Source organism: Veillonella parvula, assembly GCF_001553335.1.
GTDB lineage: Bacteria > Bacillota > Negativicutes > Veillonellales > Veillonellaceae > Veillonella > Veillonella parvula_S.
In genome coordinates, this window is record NZ_KQ960784.1 from 148,419 (window position 1) to 162,595 (window position 14,177).

Consider the following 14,177-nt stretch of genomic DNA (forward strand, 5'->3'; position numbering starts at 1 on the left):
TCTTGGTAAAAGTATAACTAACAAACTATTTCTCTATAAAATTATCAATTTAACATTCTATAGAATTTTATGTCTATACACAGTATACTCCTGTCCACTGTGAATTGAAAATATAAAAAAAACATAGTCTATGCTTTTCATGCATAGACTATGAGTTTTTATCACTATTGTTTTTTGTATACAAGGACACAGGGGAAATAAGCCTCTCATCCAATAAACACGATGGCTTATTATTTAGAGTGGAAAAATCAACAGTTATTATTCTCGACCGAAATCACCCCCTACTTCACAGGTAATCGTAATAGCTTCATCCTTACCATACGGCACAAAAGTTAGCTCTGATGCGTGTAAACATTGGCGTGTATAGGGCTTCTTGCGCGTACCATACATAGCATCACCTACGATAGGATGACCAATATGTTCCATGTGAACCCGAATTTGATGGGTTCTGCCAGTCAACAACTTAAAACGTAACAGAGTGTTGTCGCCTTCATGACCGAGAACGGTATACTCCGTTTGAGCCGATTGACCAAACTCATCGATAACACGGCGATTATCAAAGACTGGATCCGCCCCGATAGGCGCATCTACCATGCCATCCGCATCAATATGACCTTCTACAAGTCCTGTATAAATACGATCGATACGACCTGCTTGTAGCTCATCCGTATAATATTGTTGTGCTTCCTTTGTTTTACCAAATAGAATACACCCCGATGTATCTCGGTCGAGGCGATGCACAGGGCGAACCTTATGAACTACACCCTTTTTCGCATAATAACCAGCTATATAATTGCTTAAAGTGCAAGACTTTGTTTGCCCTGCTGGATGAACGAGCATAAAAGGAGCTTTATTTACAACTAAGGTATGAGCATCCTCGTAGAGAACGGTAATCGGTCCTTTTTCTACGTCTACTCCATAATCCTTATCTTGTGGTAATTCTAAGGTTAATACATCACCCTTTTTAAGTGCTCGCTGCGAATGAGCCACACGGCTATTAACTTTTACCCGTTTCTTGCGAAACATCATTTGGATATCCCGAGAGGATAAGGAAAATCGTTCCTTTACATATTTAGAAACCGTCAACTCAGTTGGTTCTTTCACCGTATATGTTTTCCAACTCATATTACCACCATTCGTTAATATACGTTTTTTGTTCAGGATAGAGAATATCGAAATAGTCTAACCATTCTTCGCTTACTGAAAGTTTCCCTTCAAACGCAAGGTCTCGAGCCGTAATTGTGCCCATTAATAACTGGCTCAACGCACCGACCTCAATGGTAATATCTGTTTCCCCCTCTATCGTATCAGAAATCTTTTTAACGGATGGAGTTAATGCACTGCCATATTGTACTTCATAGCGACCTTCGTTCCAACTGCAAAGCCCATCTTTTACAGCAAAGGTCATTGTTATAGGCATCATCAATGTCTCTTGATTGACAGAAATTGCTTCAAAAGCAGCTTTTACATCTACAATACGACTCATCATATATGGCATGGTAGCGTGGCCAGTTCTACCATCAGGATAGAAGCGATAATATGTATCGTGAAGGCCTTCATTCCAACGGATAGACGTACCTTGAGAACGGTGATTATAGAAATAATTTAATAATGCACGTTGTGCACGGCGTGTCGTGTAAACCAGCTCAGTAACAGGAATTTCAGGCTGACCTAAACGATACACTGCATAGCCTTCAATGACATGGTCATCGTTGCGCACTACAGCAACATTTACACCTTCTGCAAAGAAGCTGCCTAACAAACGTTTCCATTCCTTTTCGCCACGTTCTGCGTAGCCAGAAAGACGAGCCGTATATGTTTTATATACTGGATCTAACAAAGTCCATTGATCTACGCTATTTAGTAAGCCAAATCTCAACGTTTTATCTGTCATAGGGCGCAAGTCTTCTAGCGACATGGTGTTCACCCATTGATGAGCATAAAGTTCCCAACCATATTGCTGATAGAACGCTGCCTTGGATGGCATCAAAATCGTCATAGCTTGACCGCGTTTACGAAGCTCCTCTAGTGCAGCAGTTAACAGTGCACCGCCTACACCACCACGGCGAGCTGCTGGATGCGTGGCAACGCCTACCATATAGCTCGTAGGTAATACGGCACCACGTACATTAAGATTATATTGACGCAAATGAACGGTGCTCAACAATTGGTCCTGTTCTAACCCGACCATTGTATTCTCTGGTTCATAGCAATTTGTAAAATAATATTGAAAGAATGGATCTTCCTTTGGTTCAAAGCAGTACGCCCATAGATTTTCCACATGAGACGTATCTTGAGCCGTCGCAATTCTAAATTCCATAATTATGTCCTCGTTATATCATAAGAGCCGTTATCTATCTGTCGCGTCACAGCGTATAATATCTAATCTGATCTAATTTAAGCACATCACATCGCCATATGGCCATATCGCCATGATGATACGATAGTTACATTCAAATAGATAGTCTAACAATTCTATTATAACAAAATGAGCTATGAAGCACATCGACTTCATAGCTCAGATTTTATTTACCACCTGTCGCATTATCTGCTTCGTTAGCATATACTGCGTCATATTTTTCAGCAAAATGATCTGGCTTATAAGATTCTTTTGCTTGACGAAGACCAGGCAAGCCCATATCTTCTTCACGGTTGATGAATTCTACTTCGCTAAATTCATGACGAATGAATTCATTATTGATAGCTTGATACAAACCACGAATATCTGGATTTGCTTTTTCAATGTGAATCAAAGCAATTCTGTCATTGAGAAGTTCACCGATACTAAAAGCCTCAACACGGCCGAATAATTTAATGGCACCGCCTTTAAGACCCAACACGTCCCAGTTATCAAACAACAAGTTGATGGCTACCAATTCATCTTCGATACCTTCTTCATGATGCGTTTCTACCCAAGATGCTGCCGTTTCACGACATAATGGGATGATATCATCTGTAATTGGCACATATTCATAGTTAGAATATTGCATGCGAAATTGGTTTAAATGGTTTTTCTTTTGACGGAATTTCTTACCAGACAAGTTGATAAGATCTTCGGACTTGTAAATATATTCGTAATTGTCACGGTCAGGTGTAAATGCATAGCGACCAGGACATAGGTCTTCCATGCGTTCTTTTACATCTTTGCTAACGCCTTTAAATCGGAACGGCAATTTATTTTCTACGAACCATTCTTTAGCACGCAACAAACCATCAAGGAACTTTGCATCTTTACCAGCAAATGGAGGCAATAGGAATGGCTCACGCTTGCCACCACCTTGGATGTACAATACTCCATTCTCTTCAGCCCAGCGAATACCGTACGGATCTTGCCACATAAACAATGTAGTAAAGCAATTATCGGATGCTTCATAATGATGTTGTTCAAAATATTTGTCGATTAATGGTTTATCTCGCAATTCAAAACGTTTAAATTCTAAAATAATAATCCCTCCTATCAGATTCCTCTTTTGAGGTTACTTTCACGATTTGTGAAAGTTTCGATTCTATTATGTTTAAACATAATCCTAACAATCTAGTATTAAACCCATAGGGTTCGTAATTACAATTTTACAGATTCACCTAACTCAAAGGTGCCATCGGTTGTGATAACCTTGTCACCTTCGTTGAGTCCAGAAATAATAGCTACGTCATCACCTTCAGTAATGCCTACCTCAACAACACGTACATCAACTGTATTATTCTCGGTTAATACATATACATATTTGCCATCTTGATTTTCCCGAACCGCCTTAGTTGGAACGGTCAGCATCTTGGCTTTCACATTAGATTCAATAACGAGTGTATAGAATTCACCAGCCTTGATAAGGCCTTTCTCATTGTTGAAAGTAGCTTTTACGAGGACACTTGGCACATTTTCAGGCTGAGTAATATCTACGTAAGTCAATTCCCCCGGTATTTCTTGGTCCCCCACCTTGAGAAGTACCTTCATACCATTCTTGGCTTCAGATGTACCTAACTTCATAGCCGCATCACGGGGAATGCTGAGAGAGGCTACCATCGGTGTAGTTTGTTGAATCATCATAAACGGACGATCAGCAATCGCCATTTGACGGTCTTCATTATAGATAGATGTCACCGTACCTGCTATAGGGGCCACGATTGTAGATGCCGCCATCTGAGCAGATACTTGAGCTATTTGTGCCTCAATAGCCGCCGCATTAGCGCCACCGCCGCCACCAGTTGTGACAGTCGTAGTTTGTGGTCTAGCTCTTTCCAGAATACGCTCATATTCCTTTTGTGTAATCATGCCCGCTTCACGCATGCGTTGAGCCTGTTCCAATTGGGCACTATCTATAGATGCTGCCGCCGTAGTCGTCACAGATGTCGTATATGATTGAGCTTGCTCTAACTGTCCTTGTAAGGATGCTAGCTGTTGTTGTAAAGCCGATGTATCTACAGTAGCCAAGGTTTGACCTTGTTGTACTTGGTCACCCACTTTCACAGCATACACGACCTGCCCCGTTAAAGTCGGCGTTATCGTCGCCTTATTAAGGGCCGTTACATTGGCATCATTATGAATCTGCAACGGCATATCCTTGTACGTTACCTCCGAGACGGATACAGTTTTTGTACCACATCCCGCAATGGCGAGCACCATAATCATAACACCAAGGATAGCAATTACAGAGCAGAAACGATTTATTTTCATTCTGTCACTTCCTATCATATTGATTTTTATCAATACCTTAGTATATCATAAAATCAATTAGAATTATATGAAAGCTATTTCCTTTAGTTTATGGATATAACGGAGGTTCTCATGGAAGAACGGATGGACTTTAGAATTTTAAATAATGGCAGCTTCATTCCCTCTATCGGTTATGGCACCTATAAAACAGGTACCGAAGGAGAGACTGAACAAGCCGTTGTAAATGCACTTGGCGTAGGCTATCGTTTACTCGATACGGCATCCTATTACGGCAACGAAGAGGCCGTTGGTAGAGGCATCAAAGCATCTAGCGTCAAGCGTACAGACATCATCATTACGACTAAAATATGGCACACTGATGCGGGCTATGATAATACGATGCGTGCTGTTGAAAGCTCCTTAAAGAAACTAGATACCAATTATATTGACATCATGCTCGTACACCAACCCCTTGGTGATTACTACGGCTCTTGGCGCGCTATGGAAGAACTATACGACCAAAATATATTGCGTGGGTTAGGTCTATCTAACTTCTACGAAGACCGCCTCATCGATTTGCTGTACCATTGCAATGTAAAACCGGTGGTCAACCAAATCGAGTGTCACCCATTCAACCAACGTCAATCTCTTTTACAATTAATGAGAAAACATCAAGTCGTAGGTATGGCGTGGTCTCCATTTACTCGTGATCGCCAACCGATATTCGACCATCCAATTATTAAAAGCTTGGCTGAAAAATACGGTGTATCAAAACACCAAATCATCTTGCGTTGGCACATCCAACGAGGCATCATTCCATTGCCAAAGGCAAATAATGTGAGTCATATTGAAGCCAACTTCGATGTATTCGACTTCAAATTAACCAACATCGACATGGACGTTATGGAATTATTAGACCAACAAGACTTCTTGGAAGACCATCATACTGCGCCAGGTCTTGAAAGACTTTTACAATTAAAATAAAAAATAAAACCACGTATATCTAACCTTTCATAGGAATAGATATACGTGGTTTATTTTATTTTGTCACATTAAATATGGCTTGTACAAGAATCATATATGCTACAGTTCCTGCCCCAATTGACATGAACATATTTCGCTTCCATATATGAAGCCCCACTGTAACTAACAATGCAATCAATTCAGGAAGTCCATAAGGATATGTCAGAACTACAGTATCTTTAAACGTGTACACAACAAGCAGGCCCATAACCGCTGCAGGTAGAGCCTTACCTAAGTACAGTACAAAGTCTGGCGCCTTTTTACCGGGAGGGAAGATGAGAAAAGCAGCAAATCGTGTAAGCAATGTACCTGCTACTACAATAGCAACAGTAATGACCATTTCTAAACTAGTCAAGGCGTACACCTCCCCACTTATATGCAATATAAGATGCTACGATCATACAACTCATAGAGGCAAGCATAAAGATGGATTTTCCTGCCAGTAAAAGCATTACCACCCCTATTATCGCACCAGCAACACCAAATAATCTTATATTATTATTCTTAGTATTCAACAGCATCTCTAAAAAAATAACAATAAATAAGCCTGGTAATACAAAGTCAATACCTCGTAAATCTACAGCGGCTAAAAGATTACCAAATAGTCCACCTATAAAAGTACTAACTACCCAAAATACATAATTTAACCAAGTTACGTGGAAATAGAACGACTTTTCATCTACATCATCGGGCAACTGAGTACTTACATTGATAGCAAAGCTTTCATCACACATCCAAGCAATAGTAGGGAACCATTTCCAGCCCATATTTACATATCGTTGTAACATTGATAAACCATAGAAGAAATGACGACCATTAACGAATAAGGTCAAAATAAAGGCATTGAGAGGATCAAATCCAGCTAACATCAGTCCTATCGTTACAAACTCCATGGAGCCTGCAAAAATAGTAGCCGCCAAAGCTGGTGCGGTCCACCAAGGGAGTCCTTGGCTAGTAACATAAAGACCAAAACCTAAACCTAAGAAAAACAAACTGATACCAATAGGTACCACCAAAGGAAGTGCAAAAGAAAAGGCGCTTCGACGTTTTGTTTCACTCAAAGGATTTCCTCCTTTCAAAATCATAAATTGTATATCATATAAAAAGTAGTCAAGAGCTAAGCAAATTTAACCCCTATATCCATTAGCAAATAAAATTTAATAATAAAAGACACCAAATGGTGTCTTTTATTTAAGCTATTATATTATACATTCTATGTGGTATGTGTCAAATTTTGATTATTCTCAACACAACTCTTTATAAAGCACACATTAAAATTTCGCGAGCTACTTCTGGAGTAATATCTCCTTTTTCACCAAGTTTTACCATGCCGTGGTCTTTTAATTGCTTCACGACTTTATCCACAGCTTCTGCACCGATGCCATAGTCTTTCAAATGAGTGGCTACGCCAAGAGATTCAAAGAATTCACGAGTTTTAGCAATCGCTTTATCTGCTTTTTCTTCTGTTGTGCCTTCAGTAATATGCCATACGCGTGTAGCATATTGTGCCAATTTTTCGAGTTTATCTGCTTTTTTCACTTCCAATAATGCAGGTAATACGATGGCTAATGTTATACCGTGATCAAGATGGTAGGCAGCCGTCAATTCATGTCCGATAAGATGTGTAGCCCAGTCTTGTGGCACGCCAGCACCAATTAAGCCATTTAAAGCTAATGTGGATGCCCACACGTGGTTAGCACGAATATCATAGTTTTCAGGCTCCTCTACAGTTAAATGACCAATTTCAATCATGGTCTTTAAAAGACCTTCACAGAAACGATCTTGAATGCGACCTTCTGCAGGATACGTTAAATATTGCTCTGTAGTATGTACAAAGGTATCAATAACACCATTCTTAACTTGTTTTTCAGGCAAGGTAAATGTTAATGTAGGATCTAGCATGGAAAACTTAGGGAATACTAAGCTACTGAACACAGGGAATTTGCCATCCCCATGAGAGATAACAGCTCCATTATTCATTTCAGAACCGGTTGCAGGAATAGTCATAACAGTACCAAATGGTAATGGGTTCGGCACCATTTCTACAGGAACTGCTGGTAGACCTGCTTTCATTACATCAATGACAGGACCATCATACGTAGCGCCCATAACGATGAGTTTTGTGGCATCCACGACGGAACCACCGCCTACAGCAAGCACGAAATCTATGCCATGTTCTTTAATGAAAGCTACCGCACGTTCACAGGTTGCTAAAGATGGATTCGGTTCGATGCCGCCAAATTGTTCAACCTTTCGGTTCCCAAGAGCCGTTACGACACGATCGATAAGGCCACTGCGTACTGCAGAGCCCCCACCATAGGTAATCAATACCTTCGCATCCTTTGGTACCAAAGTATCAAGTTCACCTAAACGGTCTTTACCAAATACGATATGTGTAGGATTATAAAAATCAAAGTTAAACATGATAACCTCCTAAGTGATAAGTGATAAGTGATAAGTAATAAATAATAAATATTAAGTATTAAGTATTAAGTACTAAGTTTTAAGTGTTAAATTTTAAGTATTACGCATTAAATATCAAGTATTAATATTTACTATATATACTATTTCCATTGAATTTAATTGTATAAAACTTAATATATATTATATCATATTTTGATGTTCTTAATATGTAGAATCTGTATTTATCGGTGTCTACTTCATCCATATTTATAAATATCTACTAAAAATCATTTGTAGATACGTACCAAGACTCATAGTTTTAATCTATAGCCAACTGATATGTATATATAATATGCAAAAGCCCATTCTCATGATAGGATATCTACATTACATATGTTGTAGAAAGGGATGTTATTATGAAATTCAAAAAGTTTATTGCTCCACTCCTCGTTGGTGTGCTCGCATTTGCCATCGCTGGTTGTGGTAATAGTACAAATCAAGCTAGTCAAACGCCAAAGGAAATTAAAATCGGTGCCACTGCCGGTCCTCATGCACAGGTAGCAGAAGCAGTAGCTAAGGAAGCTAAAAAACAAGGTATCGAACTTAAGGTTGTAGAGTTCTCCGATTATGTAACACCAGATAAAGCTCTTGCTGACGGTGATATTCAATTGAACGCGTACCAACACGTACCATTCATGGAAAACTTTAACAAACAAAACGGATCCAAGTTAGTAGCTATTGGTAAAACGATCTTAATGCCAATGGGCTTATACAGCAACTCTGTACGCAGTGCTGCTGATGTTCCAGAAGGCGCTATCGTTGCCATTCCAAACGATCCAACTAATGGCGGCCGTGGTCTAGCGCTATTAGCTAAAGCAGGCCTTATTACGCTAAAAGAAGGCGTAGGGTTTAAAGCAACTGTAGCTGATATTACATCTAACCCTAAAAATCTTCAAATTCAAGAGTTAGAAGCAGCTCAATTACCACGTAGCCTAGACGATGTTGTAGTAGCCGCAATTCCTATGAACTACGTTCAAAGCGCGGGGCTCAATGTAGAAAAACAAGGTTTCTTCTTAGAACCTAAAGATGAACCTTTAGCCGTTATGATTCTTGCCGTTCGTGAACAAGATAAAGACAACGAAACATACAAAAAAATCGCGGACATCTACAAATCTGATGCCATCAAGCAATTCATTAATGATACTTTCAAAGGTACCATTACATCTGCAAATTAAATAAATTACAGACCGACCTCTATAATCTCAGAGGCCGGTCTTTTTATTGGTAAAAGTCTCAATTTATATGTAAAAACTCATTTTATATGTAAAAATTTCATTATATGCCAAAAAGCGATACCCTAATCTAGTTAGAGTATCGCTTTTATTTTATTCTTCAGTATCGAATACAACATCCAATGGTTGACGTTCCACGATGTTACGATAACGAACACGTGGATAACCCATCAAGATAGCACCAGCAATGATTTTATCCTCTGGCACACCTAAAAGCTCCAACAATGGTTTGTATTCTGCTTCGCCTGCATGTTCAAAGAAGCCTGCCCAACAAGTGCCAAGACCTAAAGTCGGTGCATATAGCTCAGCATAAGACAAGCAAGAGTGACCACTATCATGGGTACGATGAATGTCCTTTTTAGAGCCAATTGCCACTACGAGAGCCGGCGCATCGCGCAAGATATACTCCTTGCCTTTATCTACCTCTGCTTGAGCAGCACGAGCATAAAGACGCATAATCGGTACTGTTTTTGCAGCCAAATGCATCCACTCCAAAACGAGATCAGCAATACGGCGCAACTTTTGTTTATCCCGAATTACAATATATGAAATACCTTGTGTATTAGTCGCTGTTGGCGCCATTCTTGCAACATTTAATACTTTGCGAATGAGCTCTGCAGGGACTGGTTTATTTTGATAGTTACGAATAGAACGACGACTACGCATGAATAGCTCAGCCTGTTCTGGCGTTAACTTAGGTTCTTTTGTAATATCGATTTGCTCCTTACGCGGTGTCATATCGCTGTCAAGAGCAAGTGTAGGGCATACGGAAATACAATGCCCACAGGAGATACAACCTCCCCTGCCAGTTACAGGTCCATTATCGGACATCACCAGCAAGCCTGTCGGACAGTCAGCAACGCAAAGGCCGCATCGTGTACAGACTTCTGTATTGACGGTAAATAACATCTGATAAATCCTCCAAACACTACTATAAAGCCTATTATAACATACTCAATCAAGGGTTATCTAGGCAACATATACTTATAGAGGCTATAAGACCTATTTTGATGGGGCCCCATTTCATTTCTACAACCTAGCTAAAAAAGTACAAATATACTTGCTTGCTCCGTTCTTCGCAAAGTCGCTGCACAAGTATATTTGTACTTTTTTATAATTATATTCATAAAGACGTCCCATCAAAATAGGTACGCCTGCTTAAAGTACATAACGCCTAGATACACTGATTGATCTATATAAAAAGGCTTTATAGTAGTGGCGCCATGCCCACCGTGGGGAAGGGACTAGCCTACGGCTAGTCTTGGTAGTAATTTAGTCAAAATTACTTGGCCGTCTCTCCCCTCCCCCTATTATATAAAAGCAGATTGAGTAAATATCAGATGTAGCTTGTGATGGGATTGGTTAATAGCAGACGGTCAAATAATAAAAAGAGTTCCCTATGCAGCGACTTTGCGAAGAACGGAGCAAAGAGGGAACTCTTTTTATTATTTATTGAGTTGTCGCAATCTAACGGGGCCCCATCACAAGCAATCCAAACATATTTACTCAAATGCTTTTATAAGCTCCATGTATTGCGCTTTGTGTGTCATTCTCCAGGTCCCAAAGTCTGGTTCCGGAGATTCATTCAGAGTATTCGCCAAGGCTTCCATGAATTTCGGTATTTTTGTGGCAACGATGTGGCCTGCCATTTTGCCGAAGCTTTCAGAGCCCATGTGTTCTGAACCACCATCAACTAACATAAAGGATACCGTAGGCTTCTTATCTACTAGTTTTACCGATCCGTGAAATCCGATTTCTCCAATTTGGTGTGTCCCACAGGAGTGCGGGCAGCCAGAAATGTGTAATCGAGGCAGTTTTCTTGTATCTACACCCTTTTCTTCAAGGTAGGTAAAGATCGATTTCAGCAGACCATTAGAGTCTTGAATACCAATTTGACAAACGGTAGAGCCAACACAGGATACGGAGCGTCGGAACTCATTACTAGCACTATCATCTGTTAGCGCTGCAATCTTACGAGCTTCATCGGCCGTTAGATTAATAAAATACACAGCTTGTTCCGGTGCAATACGGGCCTCTACTTGGTCTAGAGTTACTGCATAATCAAGGGCAGCCAATAAGTTTTCTACATTGACATCCCCACCTATCGGATGATATTCCACGTAATATAGACCTTTTTGTTTTTGACGATGGATTCGATGATTCATCACAGAATCATCACGCTTGCCTGATTTTGTAATTTCATAGACGTAGTCAGCTGGATTAACAGTCAACTGTTCTACATTTTTCACCATCGCCAAGGTTTCTTCATAGGTTTTAATGAAAGCTTCCGCCCCACCCATTTCTGCCGGCATATAACGTGTCCGAGCTTTACCACGATTTTTAAAATTACCGTGATTCGCAAAGACCATGAGCATGGCTTTCACATGGTACAATACATCCTCAGGTTGCACATCGTGTGCCACGAGAATCCCCATACGCGGATTCGGTCCGAGACCACCACAAGCATACACATCAAAGGTATTGTGTTTCGTCAAATTAAAGCCTAGATCCTTGAACGTAGAGTGTGGTGTACTATCAAAGCCATTATCGATACCCATCTTAAATTTGCGAGGAAGCTTGATATAAAACATTTGCTCCATGAGGAACTCGCTAATCGCCGTTGCATAAGGTGTTATATCTAAAGTTTCACGAGGATCGATGCCGCGCAAAATACTAGCCACTACATTTGGATTATCACCACCAGCACCACGATTGTAGATACCATGTTCATGGCACTCTTTAAAAAGGCTTAAAATCGTATCGCCATCAAGCCCATGCATTTGCAAGCATTGGCCAGTAGTAAAATGGACGTGTTGCAAGTTATATTTACGAATGGAGTCCGCTAAGAACTGCATATGTTCTCGAGTCATGCGGCCCCCATTAAAACGCCAACGACTCATACTGGAGTTAGCTCCACGCTCTGCGTAACTACCAAAAGCTCCAGACTCACCTTTATAGTCAGCGATAGACATTTCTTTTTTATAAAATTTATGTGTCATATCTTCAAACTTTGAATAATCTGCAATTAATCGATCTTTCAATTCTTGTGTAATCATATATTACCCTCTTGGCTTATATCTATTAAGCATGATTTATAAATGCAACGGTTAGTATACCATACATGCATAAGTATGTTTATAGCTTAACTCACAAATTTTATACCGAATATTAATACTACTCTTTACAATCTGTAATAATTATTACTTTTAAAAAACAAAAAAAGAACAGCCCGATGGCTGTTCTTTTATGTTAGTTCTGATGGTTTTGTATGATTAAGTGTTGTTAGTGTTGTTAGTTTTATAAACTTAAGTGTTATTAGTTTTATAAACTCAAGCTCTGCTAGGAATAACTATACTTTTAAGTTCATATCTAATCTTGGGACCTACACGCGACCTTCGTTAGGATTATTGTATGCGTCTTTATCGATAGTTCCCATAATTTTATCTACTACGAGAGCATTTGTTAAGGAGCCAGATACATTCAAACATGTACGGCCCATATCGATCAATGGATCGATAGCTAGGATTGGGCTAATAGAGGTGAAGTACGCACCAAGGCCTGTACCACTAAGGGATACGGATGCAGCCATTGTAGCAGTACCTGGCACACCTGCGATACCAACGGAACCGATAGCGATAACGATAACACTCATGATGTACATAGTCATATCGAATGGAATATTCGCTACGTTAGAGATGTACACCACAACAAGTGCAGGGAATACGCCGGCACAACCTTGCATGCCCGCAGTAGTACCGAAGGAAGCGACTGTATTAGCAGTTGTAGCATTTACGCCAAGACGTTTTGTCAAAGTCTCTACAGTCAATGGCAACACGCCCATAGAGGAACGGGATGTGAAAGCCAATAAAAGAGGCGCTTTTGCTTTCTTGAAATATGTAATCGGATTGTAACCAAAGCTAGTAATCAAAATAGCTTGTACAACGAACATGATTAAGATACCAACGTAAAGTAATACTACAAATAAACCCATATCAAGAATAGCTTGTACGCCACGAGTTGCTAATGTAGAAGCTAGCAATGCAACTACGCCATACGGCATAAGACTGATGATAAAGTCAGCCACCCAGGAAATCAATTGGTGAAGCTCATCAAATAGTTTAGTGAACATCTCCATGGAGTTTGTTCCTGTTTGTTTTAATAGGCGAGCTACGCTACCTAAGATAATTGCAAATACAACAATACCGATAACATTTGTTTCAGCAGCCGCTTGAATTGGGTTGCTTGGAATCAATGCACGGAATGTATCAACCATAGGTTTGATTTCACGAATCTTCTTACCAGATTCAACGATATCAAAGCCTTGCCCTAAACCGAAAGCATTGCCCAAAATAAGGCCTACTACAGCAGCAACGGCTACCATGCCGAGATTCGTAGAAATCATAGCAACTACTAACTTTTTAAGGTTAGCACCTGCCTCCATGTGCAAAATAACGTGTACAATGGAGATAAAAACGATAGGAATAACAAGCATGCGGATTAAGTCAATGAAACCGCCCCCTACAAGGGAGAACCACTTAGTACTTTCCTTGATATAAACCACTTTAGATGGATCATCAGGGAAGCCTGCAATAATTTGAACCGCTACACCGAGTACGGCACCAGCAATAGTACCAATAATAACGAGATTACCGAAGGATGTGCCCTTGCGTTGCAATACATAAATACCTATTAACACGAGCACAAACACCGCGATAATACCAATACTTAGTGGATTGCTTAACATGAGGTAATCTGTAAAGAATGGAATATTCATAATACACCTCTTTTAATTCATATCACAATAATAG

At 39.9% G+C, this 14,177-nt stretch carries 12 protein-coding genes; 2 read left to right on the plus strand and 10 right to left on the minus strand.

The genetic code is table 11. The features are described 5' to 3' along the window. Window positions 1–258: 258 nt before the first annotated feature. From HMPREF1865_RS02660 to HMPREF1865_RS02675, 4 genes are all read right to left on the minus strand, one after another. Complete coding sequence (locus tag HMPREF1865_RS02660; RefSeq protein WP_060919090.1) at window positions 259–1,125, minus strand: RluA family pseudouridine synthase; 867 nt, start codon at window positions 1,123–1,125, stop codon at window positions 259–261. Between the two features lies 1 nt (window position 1,126). Next, window positions 1,127–2,320 (minus strand): GNAT family N-acetyltransferase, encoded by a 1,194-nt coding sequence (locus HMPREF1865_RS02665; protein ID WP_060919091.1) that lies wholly within the window; start codon window positions 2,318–2,320, stop codon window positions 1,127–1,129. Between the two features lie 205 nt (window positions 2,321–2,525). Continuing rightward, window positions 2,526–3,461: a DUF2156 domain-containing protein gene (locus HMPREF1865_RS02670; protein ID WP_330987024.1), complete on the minus strand. Its 936-nt coding sequence runs from the start codon at window positions 3,459–3,461 to the stop codon at window positions 2,526–2,528. A gap of 101 nt (window positions 3,462–3,562) precedes the next feature. After that, on the minus strand, window positions 3,563–4,672 hold the full coding sequence (locus HMPREF1865_RS02675; protein WP_060919093.1) for an efflux RND transporter periplasmic adaptor subunit: 1,110 nt from the start codon (window positions 4,670–4,672) through the stop codon (window positions 3,563–3,565). Between the two features lie 111 nt (window positions 4,673–4,783). Between HMPREF1865_RS02675 and HMPREF1865_RS02680 the strand changes: the two genes are divergently transcribed. Continuing rightward, complete coding sequence (locus HMPREF1865_RS02680) at window positions 4,784–5,635, plus strand: aldo/keto reductase (protein WP_060919094.1); 852 nt, start codon at window positions 4,784–4,786, stop codon at window positions 5,633–5,635. Between the two features lie 55 nt (window positions 5,636–5,690). Here HMPREF1865_RS02680 and HMPREF1865_RS02685 read toward each other — a convergent pair whose 3' ends face one another. From HMPREF1865_RS02685 to HMPREF1865_RS02695, 3 genes are all read right to left on the minus strand, one after another. Next, window positions 5,691–6,029 (minus strand): branched-chain amino acid transporter permease, encoded by a 339-nt coding sequence (locus HMPREF1865_RS02685; protein WP_060919095.1) that lies wholly within the window; start codon window positions 6,027–6,029, stop codon window positions 5,691–5,693. Next, window positions 6,022–6,687: an AzlC family ABC transporter permease gene (locus HMPREF1865_RS02690; RefSeq protein WP_230949597.1), complete on the minus strand. Its 666-nt coding sequence runs from the start codon at window positions 6,685–6,687 to the stop codon at window positions 6,022–6,024. Before HMPREF1865_RS02690 ends, HMPREF1865_RS02685 begins: the two co-directional genes overlap by 8 nt. Before the next feature lie 244 nt (window positions 6,688–6,931). Next, a complete protein-coding gene (locus tag HMPREF1865_RS02695) occupies window positions 6,932–8,098 on the minus strand; it encodes an iron-containing alcohol dehydrogenase (protein ID WP_060919097.1) in 1,167 nt (388 codons plus the stop codon). Between the two features lie 395 nt (window positions 8,099–8,493). Here HMPREF1865_RS02695 and HMPREF1865_RS02700 point away from each other — a divergent pair, with 395 nt between their 5' ends. After that, on the plus strand, window positions 8,494–9,312 hold the full coding sequence (locus HMPREF1865_RS02700; protein ID WP_060919098.1) for a MetQ/NlpA family ABC transporter substrate-binding protein: 819 nt from the start codon (window positions 8,494–8,496) through the stop codon (window positions 9,310–9,312). 150 nt (window positions 9,313–9,462) lie between these two features. Here the strand turns inward: HMPREF1865_RS02700 and HMPREF1865_RS02705 are convergent, their stop codons facing one another. The 3 genes from HMPREF1865_RS02705 to HMPREF1865_RS02715 all read right to left on the minus strand — a co-directional run bounded on the left by HMPREF1865_RS02705 (window position 9,463) and on the right by HMPREF1865_RS02715 (window position 14,143). After that, a complete protein-coding gene (locus HMPREF1865_RS02705) occupies window positions 9,463–10,278 on the minus strand; it encodes a nitroreductase family protein (RefSeq protein WP_060919099.1) in 816 nt (271 codons plus the stop codon). Window positions 10,279–10,871: 593 nt separating this feature from the next. Next, the gene (locus tag HMPREF1865_RS02710; protein WP_060919100.1) at window positions 10,872–12,425 is read right to left on the minus strand and encodes a nitrite/sulfite reductase; all 1,554 of its coding nucleotides are present in this window, start codon (window positions 12,423–12,425) and stop codon (window positions 10,872–10,874) included. 326 nt (window positions 12,426–12,751) lie between these two features. Next, window positions 12,752–14,143: a cation:dicarboxylate symporter family transporter gene (locus HMPREF1865_RS02715; protein WP_060919101.1), complete on the minus strand. Its 1,392-nt coding sequence runs from the start codon at window positions 14,141–14,143 to the stop codon at window positions 12,752–12,754. Window positions 14,144–14,177 lie beyond the last annotated feature (34 nt).

Bases quoted from the DNA above. Each gene is read 5' to 3' on its own strand.
- HMPREF1865_RS02660 (WP_060919090.1), bottom strand. From the start codon at position 1,125: ATGAGTTGGAAAACATATACGGTGAAAGAACCAACTGAGTTGACGGTT.
- HMPREF1865_RS02665 (WP_060919091.1), bottom strand. From the start codon at position 2,320: ATGGAATTTAGAATTGCGACGGCTCAAGATACGTCTCATGTGGAAAAT.
- HMPREF1865_RS02675 (WP_060919093.1), bottom strand. From the start codon at position 4,672: ATGAAAATAAATCGTTTCTGCTCTGTAATTGCTATCCTTGGTGTTATG.
- HMPREF1865_RS02680 (WP_060919094.1), top strand. From the start codon at position 4,784: ATGGAAGAACGGATGGACTTTAGAATTTTAAATAATGGCAGCTTCATT.
- HMPREF1865_RS02695 (WP_060919097.1), bottom strand. From the start codon at position 8,098: ATGTTTAACTTTGATTTTTATAATCCTACACATATCGTATTTGGTAAA.
- HMPREF1865_RS02700 (WP_060919098.1), top strand. From the start codon at position 8,494: ATGAAATTCAAAAAGTTTATTGCTCCACTCCTCGTTGGTGTGCTCGCA.
- HMPREF1865_RS02705 (WP_060919099.1), bottom strand. From the start codon at position 10,278: ATGTTATTTACCGTCAATACAGAAGTCTGTACACGATGCGGCCTTTGC.
- HMPREF1865_RS02710 (WP_060919100.1), bottom strand. From the start codon at position 12,425: ATGATTACACAAGAATTGAAAGATCGATTAATTGCAGATTATTCAAAG.
- HMPREF1865_RS02715 (WP_060919101.1), bottom strand. From the start codon at position 14,143: ATGAATATTCCATTCTTTACAGATTACCTCATGTTAAGCAATCCACTA.